This window comes from Flexilinea flocculi (genome assembly GCF_001192795.1).
Classification (GTDB): domain Bacteria; phylum Chloroflexota; class Anaerolineae; order Anaerolineales; family Anaerolineaceae; genus Flexilinea; species Flexilinea flocculi.
In genome coordinates this window covers 478,546-503,204 of the sequence record NZ_DF968179.1, presented here as the reverse complement: position 1 = coordinate 503,204, position 24,659 = coordinate 478,546, and the positions used below count along the sequence as shown (strand labels likewise).

General features: G+C 42.6%; 17 protein-coding genes and 1 tRNA gene. 15 read left to right on the top strand and 3 right to left on the bottom strand.

The features are described from left to right. The first annotated feature begins 101 nt into the window (after positions 1-101). A complete protein-coding gene (locus ATC1_RS02065; protein ID WP_062277841.1) occupies positions 102-1,259 on the top strand; it encodes a hypothetical protein in 1,158 nt (385 codons plus the stop codon). Between the two features lie 369 nt (positions 1,260-1,628). Continuing rightward, positions 1,629-3,431, top strand: coding sequence for a M1 family aminopeptidase (locus ATC1_RS02055; RefSeq protein WP_082174615.1), 1,803 nt, complete (start codon positions 1,629-1,631; stop codon positions 3,429-3,431). Between the two features lie 33 nt (positions 3,432-3,464). On the opposite strand, the gene ATC1_RS02050 is transcribed toward ATC1_RS02055, so the two are convergent. Next, entirely contained in the window at positions 3,465-4,988 is a 1,524-nt protein-coding gene (locus ATC1_RS02050) for a YifB family Mg chelatase-like AAA ATPase (RefSeq protein WP_062277833.1), read from the bottom strand. Between the two features lie 342 nt (positions 4,989-5,330). Between ATC1_RS02050 and chvE the strand changes: the two genes are divergently transcribed. The 3 genes from chvE (at position 5,331) to mmsB (ending at position 9,395) form a co-directional block, all read left to right on the top strand. Next, positions 5,331-6,395 carry a multiple monosaccharide ABC transporter substrate-binding protein gene (gene chvE, locus ATC1_RS02045; protein WP_062277830.1) on the top strand — a complete coding sequence of 355 codons (1,065 nt, stop codon included), beginning with the start codon at positions 5,331-5,333 and terminating at the stop codon, positions 6,393-6,395. Between the two features lie 295 nt (positions 6,396-6,690). Beyond that, positions 6,691-8,229, top strand: coding sequence for a multiple monosaccharide ABC transporter ATP-binding protein (mmsA, locus tag ATC1_RS02040; protein ID WP_062277827.1), 1,539 nt, complete (start codon positions 6,691-6,693; stop codon positions 8,227-8,229). Then, on the top strand, positions 8,229-9,395 hold the full coding sequence (gene mmsB, locus ATC1_RS02035; protein WP_062277824.1) for a multiple monosaccharide ABC transporter permease: 1,167 nt from the start codon (positions 8,229-8,231) through the stop codon (positions 9,393-9,395). Before mmsA ends, mmsB begins: the two co-directional genes overlap by 1 nt. Positions 9,396-9,585: 190 nt before the next feature. On the opposite strand, the gene ATC1_RS02030 is transcribed toward mmsB, so the two are convergent. After that, positions 9,586-10,611: a LacI family DNA-binding transcriptional regulator gene (locus ATC1_RS02030; protein WP_062277821.1), complete on the bottom strand. Its 1,026-nt coding sequence runs from the start codon at positions 10,609-10,611 to the stop codon at positions 9,586-9,588. Between the two features lie 512 nt (positions 10,612-11,123). Here ATC1_RS02030 and lpdA point away from each other — a divergent pair. The 10 genes from lpdA to ATC1_RS01975 all read left to right on the top strand — a co-directional run bounded on the left by lpdA (position 11,124) and on the right by ATC1_RS01975 (position 23,218). Then, entirely contained in the window at positions 11,124-12,491 is a 1,368-nt protein-coding gene (gene lpdA, locus ATC1_RS02025; RefSeq protein ID WP_062277819.1) for a dihydrolipoyl dehydrogenase, read from the top strand. Between the two features lie 116 nt (positions 12,492-12,607). Next, entirely contained in the window at positions 12,608-13,093 is a 486-nt protein-coding gene (locus ATC1_RS02020) for a GNAT family N-acetyltransferase (RefSeq protein ID WP_062277816.1), read from the top strand. Between the two features lie 169 nt (positions 13,094-13,262). Beyond that, positions 13,263-13,333, top strand: a tRNA-Gln gene (locus tag ATC1_RS02015). 96 nt (positions 13,334-13,429) lie between these two features. Further along, on the top strand, positions 13,430-15,145 hold the full coding sequence (locus tag ATC1_RS02010; protein WP_062277813.1) for a YgiQ family radical SAM protein: 1,716 nt from the start codon (positions 13,430-13,432) through the stop codon (positions 15,143-15,145). Beyond that, positions 15,127-16,050 (top strand): diacylglycerol/lipid kinase family protein, encoded by a 924-nt coding sequence (locus ATC1_RS02005; protein WP_062277811.1) that lies wholly within the window; start codon positions 15,127-15,129, stop codon positions 16,048-16,050. The genes ATC1_RS02010 and ATC1_RS02005 overlap by 19 nt, the downstream gene beginning before the upstream one ends. A gap of 53 nt (positions 16,051-16,103) precedes the next feature. Next, positions 16,104-16,880 carry a class I SAM-dependent methyltransferase gene (locus ATC1_RS02000; RefSeq protein WP_062277808.1) on the top strand — a complete coding sequence of 259 codons (777 nt, stop codon included), beginning with the start codon at positions 16,104-16,106 and terminating at the stop codon, positions 16,878-16,880. 183 nt (positions 16,881-17,063) lie between these two features. Further along, complete coding sequence (locus ATC1_RS01990; RefSeq protein ID WP_062277803.1) at positions 17,064-18,083, top strand: Gfo/Idh/MocA family protein; 1,020 nt, start codon at positions 17,064-17,066, stop codon at positions 18,081-18,083. Between the two features lie 28 nt (positions 18,084-18,111). After that, positions 18,112-20,151 (top strand): hypothetical protein, encoded by a 2,040-nt coding sequence (locus ATC1_RS01985; protein WP_062277801.1) that lies wholly within the window; start codon positions 18,112-18,114, stop codon positions 20,149-20,151. 33 nt (positions 20,152-20,184) lie between these two features. Continuing rightward, positions 20,185-22,050 (top strand): DUF2079 domain-containing protein, encoded by a 1,866-nt coding sequence (locus ATC1_RS01980; RefSeq protein WP_062277798.1) that lies wholly within the window; start codon positions 20,185-20,187, stop codon positions 22,048-22,050. 181 nt (positions 22,051-22,231) lie between these two features. Further along, on the top strand, positions 22,232-23,218 hold the full coding sequence (locus ATC1_RS01975) for a Gfo/Idh/MocA family protein (protein ID WP_062277795.1): 987 nt from the start codon (positions 22,232-22,234) through the stop codon (positions 23,216-23,218). Positions 23,219-23,229: 11 nt separating this feature from the next. Here ATC1_RS01975 and ATC1_RS01970 read toward each other — a convergent pair whose 3' ends face one another. After that, positions 23,230-24,456: a glycosyltransferase gene (locus ATC1_RS01970; RefSeq protein ID WP_062277781.1), complete on the bottom strand. Its 1,227-nt coding sequence runs from the start codon at positions 24,454-24,456 to the stop codon at positions 23,230-23,232. Between the last annotated feature and the right edge of the window lie 203 nt (positions 24,457-24,659).

Sequence of the window (24,659 nt, the reverse complement as noted above, 5' to 3'; positions counted from 1 at the left end):
TTGGGGTTAAGCGTAAACCCATATGAACAAACAATTTCCTTTCTTCATTTGAAAAATCAATCCAAATTTCGAATCACTGAACTCGGACACAGGAACCTTCTATGAAAAGATTTCATTTATTGTTATTGTTTATGCTATTGATTTGTACTGTAGGTGTTTCAGCTCAATCAGAACATAGAACTGATACTTTCAGTTTCCAGAATGATTTATTGAAGGATAATCTAACTGATCCATCCGATTCTGCTGAATCAACACAAGGGTCTGACATTGATTATTACTTTGTCGGAGATATTGGAATTCATTATGTATACAAAGATGGTTTAATTACTTCGCTATATCATCTGTACGGAAATGTGCTGTCGGATTTAATTGATATTTATCTGACCAATCGTGGAACTGAAACAGTAACCATCCTCGTTGAAACTAAAATTCTCAATTACAGCGGCTCGGTTTTTGATACGGTGATCATCCAGCCGAATGAAGAGGTTGAGGTTCATCAGAATCCGAGATTGATTCCATCATCGGTCAACAATTTAAATTCACAGCAGCCCGGATTGTTGAGTATTTGCATTACACAGCTCAATGATGGGGAGGATGATGTTCTTATTCGGAAAACGCAGGAAATCCTCTTGTATTCGCGGCGTGACGTTGTCTGGGGCGTTGACAATTTCGATTACCATCAGTCGATGGAGTTATATGCAGCCTATGTTACACCCAACGATCCTGCAGTGGAAGAATTAATTCGTAGAGCGGCAGATTACACCGAAACCGGAATCATAACCAGCGGATATGGCAGCAGTATTAACGATGAGGATGGCAGTGTTTTAGACCGTCTGCAAGCGATTTGGCGTGCGGAAGAAGAATACGATTTGATCTATGTCAGTACAATGCTGGCATTCAGCCCGGGTACTGTTCAACGAATGCGCACACCGTATGAAGTCCTTCAGCAATCCAGTGGAAATTGCATTGAACTGGCAGCTCTGTATGCGTCAGCCGCTGAAGCACTTGATCTGGAAGCGGCAATAATCTTCATTCCTGGTCATGCATATCTTGCAGTACGCACAGATCAAGAGAATGCTATGTATTATTTCATTGAAACAACATTAATCGGCAGAACGGATTTTTCAGAAGCATTAACAAAAGGAGAAGCGAATTGGGATGAGGATCGGCCGTATGTCGATGATGGAGAATCCGGTTATGACTGGGTAAATATTTATGAAGCTCGCGAAAAAGGAATTCTGCCGATGCCATGGAGATAAAACGAAGGCGAATCATCAATTTCCATCCGTTTTTTCCATGATCAGTAAAAATCGATATATATACGATTTAATTTTCTAATAAAAGATATGAGTTACAGCGATTAGAAATTCGAGGAAGAACGAATTCGAAAGGATAGTCTTTATTTCAAGTTTCAGCGCTGAAAAAACGCAATTGGAAATATTGGGCGGATTTTTATTTGCACGATTGATTCAAATAGAAACAATATTTCGAATTACTGCACTGAAAGAAAACAAAGTTATAGCCGTGTATAATGAAGAAGCTGCTGAAAAGCAGTTTCTTCATTTCTTTCATACTATCGAAGGTTTGAAGGCTTTTTTAACTGAAAGCATCAGGGAAGGATTATTAAAATGGGGAAAAGAATATTTGATACGACGATGTACATCCTGCTGATACTGCTGTATCCACTTTTCTCGTTCCTAAACGTCAACGCAATTACACCTGAAGATTCATGCACACCGGATTCTTTCTTTCCCGAGTCTGGCAATTGTGGTTATGAAGTGGAACATTACGACATTTCATTTGACTGGGATGATCAGACGAACATTCTGAATGCTGATGTTCAACTAAAAATTAATATTCAACAGGAATTGACCGAATTGAAGCTTGATTTCAGCAGCCATTTCAACATTCTTGAAATCAGTGTTGACGGGATCATACCTTCGTTTTCTCAGGATCAGGACAATTTAACCATTCATGGATCGTTTTCTCCACGGCAATCGACGCTTATCAGAATTCTGTATTCCGGTCTGGCGGAAGAAAATTTTATACTAATCTCTGCTCCCGCTTCGAAAGTACAAAAGGATTACAAACCATTCTGCATGATCAATGAACCTAATTTTGCCGCTGACTGGTTCCCCTGTAACGATTTCCTGCAAGACAAAGCTACTTATTCAACAGAAATTACCATTCCTGCTCGTTTTGCTGCAGCAAGCAATGGACGTCTGAAAAGCATCCTCCTGCCAGACGGGCAGTTGATGATTCCTGAAAAAGATTTTCAGTTTTCGGTAGATGACCAAGCAGAGGGTAAAGCAACATTTACGTATGAGGTCAGTGAACCGATGGCTGCTTATCTGTATACAGTCTGCATCGATTCGTTTGACGTGGAACAAAAAACCTCAAGTGATGGCATCGTTCAATTGGATTTTTTACAGAAGGATATAAAAACTTTCCAACAATTTAAAGAATGGGCAGCGCTCTCTTCTGAAATGATTACCTGCTTTGAACCGTTCCTCGGGAAATATCCCTTTGCAGATTCCGGCAGCATTGTTGTCAATAAAGAAATCGGCGGCGCGCTGGAGAATCAAACACGTTCTGTTTACGGAATCGAAATGAGCTACGCAGGAGAAATTGGTTTTGCACATGAGATTGCCCATCAATGGATTGGCGATCTGGTCGGCATTTCAGACTGGAGCGATCTCTGGATTAAAGAAGGTTTTGCTACCTATGCAGAAGCGCTATGGCATCGCTGCGCCGGAAGGCAAGAGGATTTCGAGCAAGCGTTACAGGACAACTATGCCATCATCGCGAATTCCAGTATCCATCTCTATGATGCGGAGGCATACGCGCAGAAATTTCAGACCGAAATCGGATCTTCCGGGATCGTTTTTACTGATTCCGAACACATTTTAAAAGGTTTGGAGCTGATCTGCAGCCAGAAGCCAGAGCTGGAAGTTCAGCAGAAAATCGAAAACACTCTAATAAAAGGTCCTGTTTCAGAAAACGAATTCTGGGAATATATCCCGCAAACTTGCAAAACAATCAAAATGGATCCGATCAAAAAAAATAACATCAAGAATTTTCTTGGCATTCAATCCGTAGATCATCAGAGGAAAACAGAACTGATTGGTCCGAAATCGATTGACCACGACTATGAGAACATGTATGGACCACAAGCATACATGGGCGGCGCTTTGGTTTATCAGGCATTAAACAACGAACTGGGAGATGAGATATTCCAAAAAGCAATGCGGACGATCGTTCAGGAATATGCATATAGGGTAATTGACACAGAAAACTTCATCCGCGTTTTCAGCGAAACTGCCGGTTATGATCTGAGCAGCTTCATCCATCAATGGCTGCTTTATGAAGTCGTTCCCGATATGCCCGGCGCCAGCTCTTATGAAGAAGTTTTAGATACAGTGAATCAATAAAATATATTGGAAATCTGGAAATTCAGATAGTCATTAATCCGTTCGTTTCGGACGATATTGAAGCGCTTCGGCAACGCATTCCGATCTGATTTCAGAATCATGATTCAGATCGGCTATTGTCCGGGAAAGTTTCAGCAGTCGATGATAGACACGAGCTGAAAACTGGAAACGATCCATTGCTGCACGCATAAAGCGGTCTCCATCAGCATCCAATTTACAGAATTTTCGAATTTCCGCCGGCCGCATCTCTGAATTACAGGTCACCGCAGCATTATCCATAAAACGCTGCCGCTGAATCTCGCGGGCGATTTCCACTCTCGCCCGTATCGTTGCGGATGATTCGCCAATCTGGACCGAACTTAATTTTTGAAAATCGACTCTTGGCACTTCAAGATGTATATCAATCCGGTCCATCAGAGGTCCAGAAATTCGTTTTTGATATTGCGTAATCATCCTCTCAGAACAAGTACAAGCTCTGCCGGAGTCGCCATAATTTCCACAAGGACAAGGATTCATGGCAGCAACCAGCATGAAATTTGCCGGAAAACAAACCGATCCGGAGGCTCTGGAAATCGTTACTACTTTATCTTCCAGCGGCTGCCGTAACACTTCCAACACGCGCTGACCAAATTCCGGAAATTCATCCAGAAAGAGGACACCGCGATGTGCCATAGAGATCTCCCCAGGATGCGGATGATTTCCACCGCCCACCAAACCAACATTGCTGATTGTATGATGCGGTGATCGGAATGGACGACTCTGAATCAGGGGCATATCGGACGGCAATTGATCGGCAATCGAGTAAATTCTGGTTACATCTAATGCCTCATCAATACTCAGCGCTGGAAGGATTGAAGGGAGAGCCCGTGCCATCAGTGTTTTTCCGGTGCCTGGCGGACCGATCATTAACACATTATGAGAACCGGCAGCCGCAAGCTCTAATCCGCGCTTGACATGTTCCTGCCCTTTGATTTCACTGAAATCGGTAAGGACATCGGGAATTGTCTGCGTGATTTTCATTGATTCTTGCAACACGATCTGGCTCAAACCGGATAAATGCTGATATAAGGACAACAGTGTACTGACTGGATAAACGTCAATATCGGGGATCAGCGCCGCCTCTTTTGCATCAACGGCTGGAACAAAAACACGTTTGAAGCCGGACTCTTTCGCACAGGCAGTAATTGGAAGGACCCCGCGAACATGCCGCACAGAACCATCCAAAGAAAGTTCTCCGATGATCAAACTATCTTCTAAAGAATCGGAAGGAATCACACCGCTTGCCAGAAGTATTCCAACAGCAATTGGAAGATCAAAAGAAGGTCCCTCCTTTCGCAATTCTGCCGGTGCGAGATTAATCGTAATCTTCTTGCGCGGGTACTCAAGCTCAGAATTTCGGATTGCAGAACGGACGCGTTCCTTGCTTTCCTGAACTGCGATATCAGGCAGTCCGACAATGACCGTATACGGCATTGACTGATAAGATGCATCCACCTCCACTTCGATAATCGTTCCATTCAAATCAGTAACAGCGCAAGAATAAATTTTTGCAAGCATTATCGCTTCCTTTTATGTTATTTTGTGCATTGTATTGATATTATTATATATCGATCTTAAAGTTGCGATACGCAATTCGTCATAGCAATTTTTTCATAAAAATTCCCCTGGTTGGCACAAGTCAAATGATCCAATATCAATTATTTCCGTTTTTTGTTGGAAAAATTCAGCATAGAAAAAAATGTATTTTCAAAAATATGACGTTCATCATATTGGTTCATTTTTTTTGATGTGATAAGATGTTATCGATACCGTGAACGATAACAATGCGGCAAAAAAATCCCGGGATTTTCTTCTGACTGGGGAAAAAATAGTTTCTTTTTATAACGAAAGGATCAATCAATGAAGAGAAGTATTATTGCAGTAGTATTAGTTTTGTCCATTCTTTTGGGCGCCTTTGTCTCCGTTTCTGCGGCAGATCAGAAACTGATCGGTATTTCCATGCCGACAAAATCATCAGAACGCTGGATTAAAGACGGCGAAACCATGAAAGCAGTCTTCGAAGAAATGGGTTACAAAGCCGATCTGCAATTTGCTGAGGATGAAATTCCGAACCAGGTTGCTCAAATCGAGAACATGGTAGCAAAAGGCGCAGATGTGCTTGTTATCGCTGCAATTGACGGCTCCACACTTTCCGACGTGCTGGCAAAAGCCAAAGAACAAGGTGTGCTGGTAGTTGCTTATGACCGCCTCATTTCCAAAACTGCTGATGTCGATTTCTATGCAACCTTCGATAACTTCGGTGTGGGTGTCATCATGGGTTCACAGATCGAAGAAGGTTTGGATCTGAAAAACCAGGCTGGCCCATTCAATATCGAACTCTTTGCCGGTTCACCGGATGACACAAACTCAGCCTATTTCTATAACGGCGCTATGTCTATTCTGCAGCCTTATATCGATTCTGGCAAACTGGTTGTACAAAGCGGCCAGATGGGTTTGGACACCTGCGGTATTCTCCGCTGGGATGGTGCAGTTGCACAGGCTCGTATGGATAACCTGCTGAGTGCCTATTATACCGACAAACGTGTTGACGCAGTTCTTTCTCCGTACGATGGACTTTCCCGTGGAATCATTTCCTCTCTTCGCGGTGTAGGTTATGGTACAGCTGACCAGCCTTGGCCGGTTGTTATTGGACAGGATGCTGAAGTTGCTTCCGTAAAAATGATCATCTCCGGCGAACAGAAATACACTGTTTACAAGGATACTCGCGAACTGGCAAAACAGGCTGCCACAATGGTTGATGCAGCATTAAACGGCAAGGAAGTTCCTGTCAATGATACAACCACCTATGACAATGGCGTCAAAGTTGTCCCGTCCTATCTGCTGACCCCATACAGCATTGACATCAATAACTACAAAGAAAAATTGATCGACAGCGGTTATATTACTGAAGATCAACTGAAATAAATTGATTCTTTGAGGGAACTGGTGTGTAAAAAAACGCACACCAGTTCATTTTTTATCATTCAGTGTTAAAGAGAAGAACAGGCAATTCGAAATTAAACGAGACCTATCGAATCATGAGAAAATAATTATTGTTCTTTTGTTTTTTCCCCGAAGCGTAAGAACAAAAAAACAATAAAAAAATCCATTCCATATTTCGAATTACTGAAAAGAAGCTGCCTGCGTGGCTTTTCTTTTTTAGACCGAGAAGAATCCACAAGTATGCTTCTTAACAAAAATGAAACAAGGAAAATTGAATATGTCTGAAGTTATCCTGGAAATGCGGAACATCACAAAGACCTTCCCCGGCGTAAAAGCGCTCGACAATGTAAGTTTTTCTGTCCGGAAAGGCGATATCCACGCATTAGTGGGTGAAAATGGCGCCGGTAAGTCCACCCTGATGAAAGTCTTGAGCGGAGTATATCCTCACGGCAGTTATGAAGGGCAAATCTTTTTCCTGGGGGAAGAAAGACAATTTAAAGATATTGCTGACAGCGAATCCGTCGGAATTGCAATCATCCATCAAGAATTGACCCTTGTTCCTATGCTCTCGATTGCAGAAAACATTTTCCTGGGAAATGAACCCCGCAAAAACGGGATCGTGAATTGGCATGAAGAAGTACAAAAATCCAAAGAATTGCTGAAGACCGTCGGGTTAAGAGAATCACCGCAGACGCTGATTTCCGATTTGGGACTCGGTAAACAGCAGCTTGTTGAAATTGCCAAAGCGATTTCCAAGAAAGTTCAACTATTGATTCTGGATGAACCCACAGCTTCACTCAATGAAACAGACAGTGAAAAACTCCTGGATTTGTTAGTTGAGTTCAAAAAACATGGCATGACCTCCATCCTGATTTCTCATAAAATTCAGGAAATCAAAAAAGTTGCCGATGTAATTACCATCCTGCGCGATGGTGCAACCATCGAAACTCTTGAAAAAAATCGGGATGAAATTACTGAATCAAGGATTATCCGCGATATGGTGGGACGCGATCTGACTCACCGTTTTCCACCACGCGAATCGACAATCGGGGAAACAATTTTCGAAGTCCGCGACTGGAATGTATATCATCCAACACATAGTGACAGAAAAGTCTGCAAGGAAGTAAACTTATCCGTCAAAAAAGGCGAAGTCGTCGGAATTGCCGGACTAATGGGAGCAGGCAGAACGGAACTGGCAATGAGCATTTTCGGGCATGCATATGGCAGACACATCACCGGAAAGGTACTATTGCATAACAGAGAAATTGATGTCAGTTCTGTTGAAAAGGCAGTAAAAAACGGAATTGCTTATGCGACCGAAGACCGTAAATCGTTGGGGCTGGTTTTGATCCAGGACGTTAAAAGTAATGTAACGTTGGCAAATCTTGAAAACATTAAAGATGGAATGTTCATCGGATCCCACAAAGAACTGCAGGCTGCAACATACTATAAAAATAAGCTTAGTATCCGTTGTTCCAATATTATGCAGAAAACGGTCAATCTTTCCGGTGGGAATCAGCAAAAAGTGGTCATCAGTAAATGGCTGTTTGCTGATCCGGAAGTACTAATTCTGGATGAACCCACACGCGGCATTGATGTGGGCGCAAAATTTGAAATTTATACGATCATTAACAAACTTGCCAGCGAAGGAAAAGCAATCATTCTGATTTCATCGGAATTACCAGAAATTCTTGGCGTTTGTGATCGAATTTATATCATGAATGAAGGAAAAATTGTTGGTGAAATGCCGGCAAAGGAAGCTTCGCAAGAGAAGATCATGGAAAGAATTATGTTAACACAGGAGGTTATGGGCTAATGAATACATTTAAGTCCATTATCAAGAATAATATCCGCCAATATGGTATGTTGATAGCGCTGGTATTCATTATGATTTTCTTCTGGATTTCAACGGATGGAATTCTAATGCGGCCAGTCAATATTACGAATCTTCTGCTCCAAAACAGCTACATTATCATTATGGCAATCGGTATGCTGTTGATCATTGTTACTGGTGTCGTTGATTTGTCCGTTGGCTCAGTCTGTGGATTTATCGGAGGGCTTGCAGCCGTTCTGATGGTCAGATATCATTTTAATGTGTATGTAACCATGCTGATCTGTCTGGCCGTTGGCGCCGCTATCGGTGCCTGGAATGGCTTTTGGGTTGCTTATCAGAAGATTCCCGCATTCATCGTCACGCTTGCAGGAATGCTGATCTTCCGCGGACTTGTTCTTTGGCTTCTTGGCGGAGAATCAGTCGGTCCTTTCCCGGAAGAATTTCAGCGGATTGCATCCGGTTTTATTCCCGACTTTTTCCATAATCCCGGATTCCATTTAACCTCAATTGTAATCGGAGTCATTCTCTCCATCATCATCGTATTTTTAGATTTCCGCAGCAGAAGAAATAATCAAAAATATGAATTTGAGGTTCTCCCGTTGCCGTTCTTTATCGTTAAAAACCTGGTTGTCGTAGCTGCAATTATGGGATTGTGTATCGTCATGGCTTCCTACAAAGGTCTGCCGAATGTCCTGGTTCTGATGGGAGTTCTGGCAGTCATTTACACAATCATTACGGATAAAACGATTTTAGGACGCAGAATCTATGCAATGGGCGGCAATGAAAAAGCAACAAAATTATCCGGTATTAACACAGACAGACTGTCTTTCTTCTGTTTTATGAATATGGGCGTCCTTTCAGCGTTGGCAGGTATGGTTTTCGCTGCCCGTTTGAATTCAGCCACTCCCAAAGCCGGCAACAGCTTTGAAATGGATGTGATTGCAGCGAACTACATCGGCGGTGCTTCCACGACAGGTGGTGTGGGTACGGTTGTCGGAGCGCTGGTAGGCGCTTTTATCATGGGTATTCTCAACAATGGTATGTCCATCATGGGTATCAACATTGACTGGCAGCAAGTAATTAAAGGCATGGTACTCCTGATGGCAGTTTTCTTTGATGTAAAACAGAAAAACAAAAGCGGAAAATAATCTCCTTTTTTTTCGTTAATCTCCTTTCCCAAAATAAATAGACACCCCAGTTTTTCGGAGTGTCTATTTATTTATATTTGATTATCGTAACGGATTCCTATTCAGCAATTTGAAATATGGATTGGCTTTTTTTAAATCAAGAAATAATAATTTCAAATTAGCGATACGGATTTCAAACCTATTGCAAAGTTTATGTACTCTCTCGAATCACCAGGCCAGTATCGAGTACGATAGTCTGATTGGCATATGTCTGACTTTTATTCTGAATCTGTTCGACAAGAATCCGTACCGATTTTCTCCCCAATTCGCGCAATGGATGTGTAACCGAAGATAAAGATGGAATAAAAAAAGCTGCTTCCGGCAAATCATCGAAACCGATCACAGCGAAATCCTGTGGTATACGGAGTCCATGTGTGCTTGCGTAATGCATCGCGCCCAATGCCATGGTATCATTGCTGACAAAAACAGCATCCATTTCTGGATAACTTTGACATAATTTATGAAAACCAGATTCACCGCTCTCCGCCAACCAGTCCCCTTCCACCCATTTATTGGGAGAAGGCTCAATCCCACGTTCTCTTAAAACGTCTTCCCAGCCTTGTTTTCGCTGCCGCGATTCAAGCCAATCTAAAGGTCCTGCAATAAGCCCGATATTTTTTCGTCCAATAGTAAAAAGGTACTCGACAGCCTTTCGGGCGCCGCCATAGTTGTTAAGTGACAACGTTGTAAAGTTCTGATCCGGTTCGCACTTTAAGAAGACAATGGGCGGACAATATGAGGGAAGCCTTTCCTGGGTTTGTCGGATGCTGCCTTTCACGTCCGGTACTGCATAAATAATTCCTTCGACTTGCCGTTCCAGCAGCGTCTCAATGGATTGGACAATATTCGGAGAATCAATCTGGAACTCTTGAATAATAATCAGAGAATATCCTGTTTCTTCACAAGCTTTTGTAATTCCGTCCAACGTATTTGCAACGCCTGAATATCGTAAACCACCAATAACAACACCAATCGTCAGACTGTGCTGTTTTACTAAGCTTCGGGCAACCGCACTCGGATAATAATTCATCTCTTTGATCGCAGACTGAATCTTTGCTCTTGTTTCATCAGAAACATCCGGTTTATTGTTGATCACGCGGGATACAGTTTGTGTTGAAACCGCACAACGATTTGCAATATCTGTGATTGTGGTTTTTCTTCCGCGTTTATACGGCATCTGCTTCCCCTGTATTTTTACACTTTCATTTATTAAAATTTTTTATAATTGGTTAAAGAATTGATTTGTGTTTTCTAATAAATGAATTATACATTGATAAGAAGAAATTGTGAACGTTACCGTTATCGATAACAAAGTGATGATTCATCCGAAAAACGCTATTCTGGAACAATTTGCAGATTACAATAAATACAACGATAGGGAATAGGGGAAGGACTATTTGCTGTTGTAGAGTTTTATCTCAATGCGGGAAACAACATAACAACAGTTTTTCTCCCTTTTTTCAAAATTCCTATTTCTGCAACAAAAGATGGAAAAGGGATTAGACAGCAGAATTCATTCGTAATGAATTTACAAAAAAACCAGTAATTTGAAATATCGAATTGCTATTCGAATCAATCGGGAAGAACTTGTTGTTGTGATGGCTTTGTGCGAAACGCATAGCCATCACAACAACAAAGAATCCTCGTCATCTTTCGAATTGCTGACTATACACGAAAGAGGAACATTTTATGAACCAATACGATGTGATCGTCATCGGAGCCGGCCCCGGCGGTTATGTGGCAGCACTGAGAGCTTCTGAGCTCGGTAAGAAAACAGCGATTATTGAAAAAGAAAATTTAGGCGGTGTCTGCCTGAATGTAGGTTGTATTCCATCAAAATCCTTATTGAAAAATGCAGAAATTGCACGGATGCTCCGAAAAAATGCAAAAACCTTTGGGATCAGTTTTGAGAACCTCCAGTTGGATTATGCCGCGGCAGTTGAAAGAAGCAGAAAAACCTCTAAACGATTATGTATGGGTGTTGCTTCGCTGTTGAAAACACATTCGGTTGATGTTTTTGAAGGCAATGCAACCATCGATCAGGATAAGAAAATCACGATTCAAAACAAAACCGGAGGATTGACAGAATTGATGACAAAATCGATCATTCTGGCGACAGGCGCCCATTCCATCGAATTGCCGGGAATGGAATCCGATGGGGAGAAAATATTGAATTACCAACAGGCAATCCTGCAAACCAGACTCCCTAAATCGGTTGTAATTATTGGAGGAGGTGCGATCGGTGTTGAATTTGCCACCATCTGGAATGCATACGGTGTGGAAGTGACCGTTGTCGAAATGAAAAACCATCTGGTTCCCAATGAAGATTCCGAGGTTAGTGTTGAGCTTGAACGCATGTTTAAAAAACAGGGGATTAAGATTAAAACTGGTACAGCATTAATCGGTGTGGACAAGACTGACGCTGGTGTCGCTGTCCACGTCCGCTCCGAAAATGGAGAAATGAAAATCGATGCCGAGCAAGTCTTGATTGCAATCGGATTCCAACCGAACAGCAGCGGAATCGGGCTCGAATCAACTGGGATTCTTCTCCATCCAAAGGGTTGGGTTTTAACCGATGATGATTGCCAGACGAATATTGAGGGAATCTATGCCATAGGGGACCTCACTGGAAAATACTTGCTCGCCCATTCAGCTTCAGCAATGGGAAAAATCGCAGCGGAAAAAATTGCAGGGTTGGAACCGGAAACTTTAGATGCGAACCTGATACCGCACACAACTTTTTGCTTTCCGCAAATTGCCTCCTTTGGCATGACTGAAGACACTGCTTCCGAAAAAGGCTTGCAAGTTCTAATTAAAAAAGCGAGTTTCATCGCTAACGGAAAAGCGCTTGGAATAGGAGAAAACGAAGGCTGGGCAAAGATTATCGCGGATGCATCCACCGGAATTATTTTAGGAGCGTCCTTAATCGGTCCGGAAGTAAGTGAAATGCTGCCCATACTGACACTTGCTGCAAAAAATCGACTAACTATCCAGGATATACACAAAAACATATTTGCACATCCGACACTCAGCGAAATCCTGATGGAAACCGTCTGAAAATTGTAATTCGGAATATGAAAAGAATTCATTGTTGTTCATTGATAATTCGAAAAATCAATCCATATTTCAAATTACTGGTCTGAGAAGATTTGAATTGCTCGCGAGATCAAATTATGAACATCGATTTTGATATAGCAAAAACTGAAAACGCTCGTGAAATCACGGAATTATTGAATGCAGTCACATTGTGGCTGCATCAAAAATCGATCATGCAATGGCAGTATCCCTGGGACCAAACGGTGATCGAACAGGACATTTCACAGAATTCGGTCAAAATACTGTTGATCGACGGACGAATCATCGGTACGTTTTCGATAAAGCAAATAAAATCCTATCCTTGGGCATCGGAGATACACGATGATTTCTTATATGTATACCGGATCGCCTTGCATCCCGATTATCAGGGAAAAGGAATCGGTAGACAAATCATTCAACATGCAGTCCATTTCGGTCAAACCAGGAAAATGAATCTATTTTTAAACTGCTGGGCAGGAAACAACACACTGCGAAAGTTTTATTCAAATTCCGGATTCGAACATATTGGCGATTTTCCTGAAAATGATTATCAAATCAGCGCCTTCTGTTTCCGTTGCAAGTAACAGACAGCAAAATGACTCTCAATGAATTTATAAAATCATAATGATAGAATTGCGGAATTTTGAAAAAATCTTTTGTACTCTGAAAGAAAATGCCTCATATTCGTTTTCACTCGTTTTTGTCTTTTTTGGAATTTCGTGATAGAATTTTAGCGTTTGGATAAACAAACGATGGGATATGGTGCAACGGCAGCACACCAGACTTTGAATCTGTGGATCTTGGTTCGAATCCAGGTATCCCAGCAACAAAAAAATATTGAAGAGAAATTCCGCTGGATTTATCGATTAGAATTACATCACAGCGGAATTTTTTGTTAAGAATCACGAAACGAGCATTGCATGTTTTTACCAACAACAAAAAAAGAATTGGAAACTCTCGGTTGGGATAGACTGGATGTCATCCTGGTCAGCGGTGATTCCTATATTGATTCCCCGCACATCGGCATTTCAGTCATCGGACATATCCTCAGTAATGCCGGTTATCGTGTTGGAATTATTGCGCAGCCAGATATTAATTCACCGGATGACATCACCAGATTAGGTGAGCCAGGTCTTTTCTGGGGCGTTTCAGCAGGCGCAGTCGATTCTATGGTGGCCAATTACACTGCTTCAAAGAAACCCCGGAAACAGGATGATTATACGCCAGGAGGAATCAACAACCGGCGGCCGGATCGGGCGGTTCTGGTTTATACCAATCTGATCCGACGATACTATAAAAATACAAAGCCGATCGTTTTAGGGGGAATTGAAGCCAGCCTGAGACGGATCGCCCATTATGATTATTGGTCTAACAAGATTCGCGGCTCCATCCTGTTCGATTCGAAAGCAGATTATCTGCTGTATGGGATGGCTGATACGTCCGTACTGCAATTGGCAGAAGCGCTTGCAAAAGGCAAAGATATAAGCAATATTCGCGGACTGGCATATAAGTCCGTTGCAGCGCCGGAAAATTGTGTCTTATTGCCGTCTTTGGAAGAAGTCAGCAATGATAAACTGAAATTTATTCAATCGTATAAATTGTTTTACAACAATAATGATCCTTTCAGCGGAAAAATTCTGGCGCAAAAACATGATGCGCGGTTCTTAATTCAGAATCCCCCGTCAAAAATCCTTGCACAACAGGAAATTGATGAGATTTATGGCCTCCCCTTTGAGCGAAGGCAGCATCCATACTATGAAGCACAGGGCAAAGTGAAAGCATTGGAAACAATCCAGTTTTCCATCACAACCCATCGGGGATGCTATGGAGAATGCAACTTTTGTGCGATTGCAGTCCATGAAGGCCGAATCGTGCAATGGCGATCTGAGACTTCGGTTTTGAATGAAATCAAGAAAATTGCAGCCATGCCTGAATTTAAAGGATACATCACCGACCTGGGTGGTCCGACAGCTAATATGTACGGATACGAATGCAGTAAAAAATTACGCCAGGGTGTTTGCCATAATAAGCGCTGTCTTTTCCCATCTCCATGCCTGATGTTGAAGATTGACCATCACCCGTTAATCAGTTTAATGCAAAAAGCCAGAAAGATACCGGGAGTTAAGAAGATCTTTATCGGTTCCGGTATACGGTACGATTTACTGCAGCATGATCCCGGTTCAGGATCGCAATACTTACAGGATTTGTGCGAATTTCATATTTCCGGCCAATTAAAAGTAGCTCCGGAGCATGACAGCCCGAAAGTGCTGGCGTTAATGGGAAAACCTGGGAAAGAAGCGCTCATCAAATTCCGCGATGATTTTAACCGTATCAACACGCGCATCGGGAAAAACCAATTTCTGACATACTACTTTATTGCAGCTCATCCAGGCTGCACTGTAAAAGATATGATGCAATTAAAAAAATTCGTATCTAATGAGTTAAAAATCACACCGGAGCAAGTGCAAATCTTCACTCCCACGCCGTCAACATGGTCGACTGTCATGTATGCAACGGAAACAGATCCATTTACGATGGAGCATATCTTTGTTGAAAAAGATCCGGTGAATCAACAAAAACAGAAAAATATCGTGCTTGAAAAGGAATTAACAAAACAATGGCCCAAACGATCCTGATTTTCAACCGTTTTGCCCACAAAGGGAAATTAAGGCACTCACTGGATGAAGTTCAGCAATGTCTGCAGAATTCTGAAATTGAGACGGATGTCGCGTTCACAAAATATCCGGGACATGCTATAGAATTGGTTGAAAAAATGGTGGAAGACGGTTATAAGAAGATCATCGTAGTCGGCGGTGACGGGACTGTCAATGAAGCGATCAACGGGCTTGTGAAAGCCCAACAAAAAGGGTATGGATCTGCCTGTCTGGGTGTTATCCCGAACGGCAGAGGCAATGATTTCGGATTTTCAATGAAAATCCCCTCAGATCTGCAAAGCGCCGTAGATGTGATCAAAGCGGATCATCACATTCTTATCGACATCGGCAGTGCAGGGGATGGTACCTTTGAACGCTTTTTCTGCAACGGATCAGGATTTGGAGTGGATGCTGCTATCAATCATCATGCCGCAGTTTCGAAATTAAATGGATTTCCATCGTACCTTTGGGGTTTGCTGAAAGCCATTTTTTTGGATATTCGACAGCCGATGGCAAAAATATCCTGGGATGAGGGAAATTTTGAGATGCCAATACTCCTCTTGGCAGCCATGAATGGCATGCGGGAAGGCGGCGGTTTTAAACTTGCGCCAAAATTCAAAATCGATGATGGAAAATTGGATGTCTGCATCGTAGGGAATAATCAACCAATTTCCCGACTTCTGCCTTTAATTCCACGGTTGATACAAGGAAAATTAGATCATCCGGATATTATTACATTAAAAACCGGTAAACTTCAAGTAAAGATTGAAGGGAAAGGTTTATACAGTCAGGTGGATGGTGAAACCATTTTTTCATCCGGAACAAGCTTTAATGTATCAATCTGCCCTTGGAAAGTTGACTTGATCGCCGGTTTGGGAACCCATTAAGATCCTTTTTGACCAATCGCTTTTCTCCTATTTCTTAATAATCAGAGGTACCGATGGAAATTAAGAAAAACTACACGCACTATAACGCAATAACCTGGGATCGCTGGGCATCAGAAGGAAATGAATGGTCGATTCCAATTTCTCATGAGAAATATCTTGATGTAAAAAACGGCAGATGGGATGTTGTTTTAACCCCTTGCAAACCAGTTCCCCATGACTGGTTCCCGCCTTTTTCCAGCACGAAAATCTTAGGTCTTGCCAGCGGTGGCGGGCAGCAAATGCCCATTTTTCGAGCATTAGGAGCAGAAGTTGTGCTTTTTGATCTATCAGACAGACAGTTGCAATCAGAAAGAGATGTTGCGAACAGAGAACGGTATTCCATCGATATCATCAAAGGGGACATGACAAAGCCGCTTCCCTTCGCAGACGAAACCTTTGATCTGATTTTCCACCCGGTTTCAAACAGCTATATCGAGGATGTACAATTCGTTTGGAATGAATGTTTCAGAGTTTTAAAGAAGAACGGAATTTTGTTAGCCGGTTTGGATAATGGCATCAATTTTCTTTTTGACGAGGATGAAGAAGGTACAGAATTGAAATTGGTCCATCATCTACCCTATAATCCATTGAAAGACCTGGATGAATCCGAACTGGAGAAAATGTTCATGGAAAATGACGGCATTCAATTCAGCCATACCATCGAGGAACAGATTGGAGGGCAACTGAAAGCCGGTTTCACTCTGACTGATTTATTTGAAGATTACAACGATTACGGAGAACTCGCAAAATTTATTCCGACATTTGTTGCTACCCGTGCAGTAAAGAAATGAAGTGATTATGATGAATGAAATCTCAGCGATTCAAAATATGGAAAATATTTTTTGTTGTTGGGTTATTTTTGCGCTCGACGCAAAAATAACCCAACAACAATTTTTCTCCCTTTATGCAAATGGTATTTCCAAATTTCGAAATGCTGACGAAATCTGTAATTTAACCTTGTTGAGGAGGGAAGGATGAAAAAAATTCGATTCGGAATTATTGGTTGCGCTGGGATCGCTCAAAAACAATTCATACCGGCGATGAGACTGGCTTCCAATGCGGAAATTACTGCAGTAGGAAGCAGAAATCTTGATAAATCCAAAGAATTTTCTGAACAAAATGGTATCCCGCGTTTTTTTGGCAGTTATGAAGCGTTACTTGATAGTCCGGATATCGATGCAGTATATATTCCACTTCCCAACAGCATGCACAAGGAATGGGCTATAAAAGCCGCCGCTGCAGGGAAACACATCCTCTGTGAAAAGCCGCTTGCCGTCACAGCAGAGGACTGTCTTGAAATGGAAAAAGCCGCCCGAGACCATCAGGTATTGCTGATGGAAGCATTCATGTACCGCTTTCATCCACTGACCGAAAAGATCATTCATGATGTTCATCAAGGGATATTGGGAGACCAGATCACAATACAATCGACCCATTCCTTCTTATTGACAGATCAGACCAATGTCCGTCTCAGCGCAGATCTTGCCGGAGGTTCTCTGATGGATGTTGGCTGCTACTGTGTAAACATAACCAGAACATTATTCCAGGAAGAACCGGAAGCTGTCGCAGCCATTGCCCATTATCATCCGCACGGCGTTGATGACCAGATGAATATTTTAGCCAGATTCCGAAGCGGCAGATCTGCAGTATTGAGCTGCGGTCTGACCGCCAATTATCCTTCCGGTTATTTAATCAGCGGCACACGCGGTTTTATCCGCGCCGAATACGGTTTCCATCTCGGGATTAACCACGGCACCGTCACTCGAAAAATTGACGGAATCGAAGCGGAACTGCAGGATGGGACAAATGAATACACACGCATGATCGAACATTTTTCCGATTGTGTTCTGTGTCAAGAACCGCTGCGTTATGATGCGATTGAAGCCTCAAAAAATATGGCTTTCATCTGCGCTGCGCTGGAATCCGCCAAAAAGAACGGTGCCTGGATCAATTTGTCCGATCAGTATTACTCCAGCGGAGATTTTCCGACTTGATAAAGCATGGATGAAGTGAGAGCACTACATGTCCATTAATCCGAAAGAATCCGGAATATATATCAAAAAAAGAATCCTGGATGAAATTGATCGCCATCCTGATCTGTTTTTTGCGATTTTTTCTTTTATTACTGCATTCCTATCCTATGCAGTGCTGATGACACAGCTCGGATTATACGGTGACGATGCGAATTTTCTATGGGCTTATCATCGCGCCGGGCCGGCAGAATATAAACTTTTTTTAGGCTGGAATCGCGAAATCGGATATTTATTCTATCAATATATTTCGCCATTTCTGCAGGATCATATCCTTGCCTGGAGAATCCTGTGTTTCATTCTCAGATGGGTTTCAACAATTCTGGTCTACCGAATTCTTAAAAAGTCATATCCGGACAATGGGTTGTTCATATCCTGGATTTCGATGTTCTTCCTGCTCTATCCCGGATTCCTGGAACAATCCATCCCGGTTGAATTCACGCTTCACTTTGCCACACTTTGTTTTTTACTGAGTTCCTTCCGCATCACACAACATCTGATCATCCGGCAACGTAGATACTGGATCTTTCTCCCGATTTCACTTGTTTTGGAATTCTTGGGACTTTTTTTAATCGAGTATTTTGTCGGTCTTGAATTTTTCCGTCCTGTCCTCATATGGACAATGCTCTCCCAGATCAACAATCAAAAAGACAAACTGCGTAAACTGATTTTGTGGGAATTTCCATATGCAGCCGTTCTTTTGACCTTCATCATCTGGCGGGCATTTTTCTCCCAGAGCGGGTACATTCAACCGAATGTGGTGCAAGGATTGTCGAGTCAGCCGCTGCAATATATTTCAGAAATGCTGATAAAAGTATTCCACTACTTCAAAGTGGCTGCATTCGAAGCATGGGGATTGATTTTCCGGTTTCCGAACGGGCAGAAAACTATGATATTTTATCTCGTGATCGTCTTCTGCACATTCCTGCTGTTTTATCTCTATTCTTCCAGTATCCGAAGCAGCCATTCAAAGTCAATGTCCGGTTCGGACAGAGCGAATTTCCGCTTTTTCCTGATTGGATTGTTCTGTTTCCTGGTTTCAGGAATTCCGGCATGGTCAGCCGGCCTGCAGTTGGAATTATCATTGTTCTGGGATCGCATCACACTCTCCTTCATACTGGGAGCCAGCCTGATGTTCGGCGCCGTTCTTTCACTCTTGATCCGGAAAAAGTATCAGCCGGTTCTTTTTTCGCTGCTCATCGCAATCATGGCTGGATACCAATTTCTGATCCAGAATCAGTTTCGGAAGGATTGGACCATCATCCAAAATACTTTTTGGCAACTGCGCTGGAGAGCTCCAGACATTCAACCCGGCACCATGCTGCTGACGGATCAGCTTCCTTTCAACTCGATCACGGATAATTCGCTCAATGCATTGCTGAACTGGAATTATGAAAATCCGCAACATCCGGATGCGGAACCCTACAAATTTTTTCAAATCAGTGCGCGTATGGGTTACTTACAAAATTTTGATGCAGGGAAATCCGTGTCACACAACGATTTTGAAGGGAACACTTCTGATTCGCTCGTGATCTATGGAACGCCCAGCACCTGCCTGAAAGTGCTGGACAAGAACGATGTCAATTTACCATTTCTGAATTCAGTAACACGCCAGAGTCTCAAACTGTCGAATCCTGCCCGCATCATTTCAGAGCCGACCAGAGAAATCCAATTTCAGGAGTTTATGGGAGTCGAACCGCCGCATACCTGGTGTTATTATTATGAAAAAGGCGAACTGGCTGCTCAGAATAAAAATTGGGCGGAAACTCTCGCGATGGGGAAAGAGGCTATGGCAAATGGCTTTTATCCTTCGACAACTGTTGAATTGAAGAGTTTCGTTTTTAGCGCGTTAGCAGAGAATGACCTCGAAACAGCAGCGCTTTGGACAGATCAAATCATGCGGGAAGAAGGCAACGAAGCTTTCTATCAGAAGCAAATTGCAGCATTCGCCAAGGAAACGACACTTTCTAAAGAAGCTTCCCTTCTTTTGGACAAACTAATCCTGTATAGTCAAAAAAACCCTGATGATTAACAGCCTGCAAAAAACAAATACGAAATTTATTCAATGAGTAAAAAAGCGTTGTCTGAAAACAGAAATCCATTATTAAAAATCATTCACCATCAGGATGTTTTCGAAGAAGTCCTTGTGAGTTTCGCTGCCGCTTTCCTGATTCTGATTGATTTTTCACTGTATCGGCAATTCCGTGGCATTCCATTTTCTGTCAACCACGCTGAAATTAATGCCGGATACGGAAAATTCGTTTTGGTTCTCCTCTTCCTGTGGGTTATTTTTTTCTTTGTGGTCTGCTTTTTATTGAAAAAACGGACAATCCTCGACCATTGGCTTTTTTATGGCGGGAATCTCAGTTGCATCCTGATTGCTGTATTCTCACCGGATTCTTTTCCTACCGGTATGATCCTGCTTCTCATCGTGATCGTTCTCAATCGTTATTATTTTATACTCAGGGAACATTCCCTTCCGATCCATTTTGAAGGCAAGTCGGCTTTTTATGGTTTGTTGATTCTGATCCTGTTTTACAGTATTTCTTCTGCCAGTGTCGGAATCATTCGCCATCGCATTTTTTTATCTTCCGGCAATGATCTTGGGACATTCGATCAGATGTTTTATTCCATGTCCAAAACGCTTCTGCCATGGAATACCATCACAGGAATACCAATCAACCAGTTTACAGCTGTTCATTTTTCCCCGATTCTGTATCTGCTGCTGCCCGGATATCTGATTTTTCGGAGTCTGGAATACCTGATATTCATGCAATCGCTTTTTACTGGCCTTGCTGCAATACCTTTGTTTCGGCTTTGTCGGCTGAAAAAAATCAGTTCCGGAATGAGTCTTCTCATCGCAGCAGTTTTTCTGCTGCAGCCCGGTATTTTGGGTGGTCTGTTCAAAGATTTTCACGAAAACGCGCTGCTGCCGTTTTTCCTGCTTTCTTTTATCTACTTCTTCGAGAAAAACGAGATCAAAAAAGCGCTTCTCTTTCTCCTCTTGACACTGTTTGTCAAAGAAGATGCAATGCTTTACATTCTCTGCTACGGGTTTTATACGCTGCTGCAAAAAAAGTTTTCTGTCAGGAATTGCCTATTGATCATCGGATTTCCTTTACTGTACTTTATCATCGTTTCCGTTTTCGTACTCAATACCAATACCTTTGCATATCGGTATGCAAACCTAATTTCGGGGCAAACGGATGGCTCATTTTTCCAAATCATTAAGATTTTATTCACCAATCCGCTCTATCTTTTTTCGCAGTGCTTTTCCGCAGAAAAACTCCAATTCATGGGGTGGATTTTTTTCCCGCTGATGCTGATCCCGCTTTTGGGGTTGTTTCGCCTTTCGGAAGTTTTTTTATTCATCCCGATGGTTCTTCTGAACCTGCTTCCAACTTTTTATGGGCAATATTCCATTGACTTTCAATACCATTTCGGGACGATTTCATTATTCTGTCTGATCCTCATTCGGGTAATAGCATCCATACCGCAAGTACAAACCAGACGATGGCTCATTTCCACCGTATTTGCTGCGGCGGTCTTGTTTTCCTCCTCCTATCACATATCGAAAACTGCATTTTATACTGAGTTTGTGAAGAACTATGCGAATTATCAAAAGATGGAACAAGCCATGAAGAAGATTCCGACAGAAGCGGTTGTGACGGCATCGAACCACATTTATCCTCATTTGTCCGCACGCAATGAAATTTATTCGCCAGGATTTCATCCTGATTCTGAGTACGTTGCCATGGATCTGCGCGGAAGTGACAATCCGACGGATTTTGAAGCAATTGCTGACTTAATTTCAAGTAAAAAATATGGAACGATCGAATTCGTGCCGGACTGGTATCTGATTCTGAAAAAAGATGCATCCAGCGTCTTGGACATGCAGGCTTCCGAATATCTCGAAACAAGAGGAAACTAAAAAATCCGGTTACAATCAAGCCAGATGAGACATCATCAATTTCTTACAGCGTCGACCATCTGAAATTTTGACTGACATTTTCAATAAAGCAAAAAAATGATTTTTGGTTATTCTTTTCTTGGAAGTTACGATATCGGCAAACACAAATCCGTAATTTCGAATTAACAAAGGAGAATTGATCATGGAAAAAGTTCGTTTCGGTATAATCAGTTGCGCAGGAATTGCAAAAAAGCGGTTTATCCCGGCAATTACGGGAGCATCGAATGCCTTGCTGGCTGCTGTTGCCAGCAGAGATCCTGAAAAAGCCAGGCAATTTGCTTCCGATCATCAGATCCCCGAAGCTTATGGCAGTTATAAGACATTACTTAACCAAAAAGATATCGATGCGGTTTACATTCCTTTGCCGAACGGATTGCACAAAGAATGGTCTATAAAAGCTATAGAACATGGCAAACACGTTCTTTGCGAAAAGCCCCTGGCTCCAACGCAAAAAGATTGTGAAGAGTTGGCTGCAGCCGCCAAAGCCAACGGAGTCACGCTGATGGAAGCATTCATGTACCGGTTCCATCCCTTAACAGAGTTCGTCATCCGGCAGGTACATAATGGGGAACTGGGGGATATCCATGCCATTCAGGCTTGCTTCTCTTTTGTTCTGAATGATCCGGACAATGTCCGTTTTCAGCCGGATCTTGCAGGGGGTTCCGTGATGGATGTCGGTTGTTATGGAATCAACTGTACCCGCACATTCTTCAATGAGGAACCGGAAGCTGTTTCCGCTGTTGCGCATTACACAAAACCGTGTGTGGATGACCGAATGACGATTTATGCAAAATTCCGAAGCGGAAAACAGGCGCAAATCATCTGCAGTTTCAGCTCCCAGGCTCCGGAAGGATACATGATCAGCGGATCAAAAGGCTGGATTGTATCTTCCAATGGCTTCCGACTGGGCGTTGAACATGGAAAAATCATCCAGGAAATCGATGGGATCCGTTCTTCCTTTGAAGACGCTACCAATGAATATACCAAAATGATTGAACATTTTTCAGACTGTGTGATTCATAAAACAGCGCCGCGCTATGATGCGATCGAAGCTGGCCGCAATATGGCAGTCATCTGTGCTGCTATGGAATCTGCGGAAAAGAACGGGGAGTGGGTACGTTTGAAATAAGAGGTATCGAATTATCGTAGATCGTTCAGTTGATTGTAAAACACTTCGATTTTTGTTAATACAGATGAAATATCGGCACGTTCACGAATTCTGACAGTATTCCATTGTGCAGCAGAATCTCGAAGATTTTCATTCGTTAACGCAATCGTCACCGCTCTCGCTAAATCTTCGGGGTCATTGGGATCCACGAGCAGTCCGTTTTTCCCCGGTACAATCCACTCGCGCATGGATTCGATATCCCCTGTGACAGGAAAACAACCGCATGCCATCGCTTCAAGCAGCGAATTCGGGGTGCCATCATGCTGACTGACAGACACGGTCACTTTTGCCCTGCGAAAGATTGCCCACAAAACTTCCTGCGGCATCAGCGGCAATAACAGAACCTGCCGCTCGATTTGGAGCTGTTTCACCCATTCCAGCGCTTCCGGTTGATTCGCCATCGAAAAACACACAAACAGCGTATTCGGACACTGGGTCAGGATTAACGGAATACTGCGAAAAAATGTATCATTGCGCACACTGCCCGGACGAAAACCACGCGGATTGACAACAATATCCAGATTTTCTGGCAGCCAGCGCAGATTCTCTTCCTCCTGCTCTGCCATAATCCGCATCGCAGGAAAATCAATTCCGCCATTTCCTGGAACAACCAGTGTAAATCGGCTCTCGCGAAAACCCCAGCCTTTTCCCAGACGAATATCCCGCAGCGTATCCGCTACCAATCCATCTGCCCGTTCCAGTGTCCGAATCGTCAATTTCTTCATAGCAGAGGAGCCGGATGCATGGAGCGTCAAATCATTTCCCCAGATACTGACTGCCAGGGGGATATTTTTTGGAAGATAGGAGGCAGTCATCCCCTCATAAGGAATCCGCAGCGCATGTACCAGATCCGGTTTGGTACGAGCAGCAATTTTCGAGAGTTGTTTTCCGTAATATGGTATGACAAGCGGACCTAAAAAATAACGCAATTTCAGAAAAAATGAACGAAAGCACTCAACCAACATTCGTTTCAGGCTCTTGCGGTTGTTACTTTTTGCAGCCGGATTGGATTGACGATTTGTCTGACTGGCAGCGAACGTAGCGAACGCAATGGGAAGAACATAAAAATCTTCCAGAGATTTCGGACGTTCACACGGATAACTGGATACCAGAATGACCTGGTGATTCAGCTTCTTCAGGCTTTCCAGCCAGTGTCTGGCAGTCGGGCTGCGCCCATCAGCAACAACAAGAATTTTCATGAATCAGAACCGCTCTTTCAATCCAAAAGATTTGTTTTAATCGTTTTTCGCAGATGACACTCTACAAAAAAATCAAGCAATTTGAAAAAAAGCTTGCCTTATGAATCAATCGAGAAAACTTGCTGTTGTGATATTTTTTACACAAAGCACAAAATCTTTATAACGTACAATAATTTTCCCGATATTTCGAAGCGACAAATACA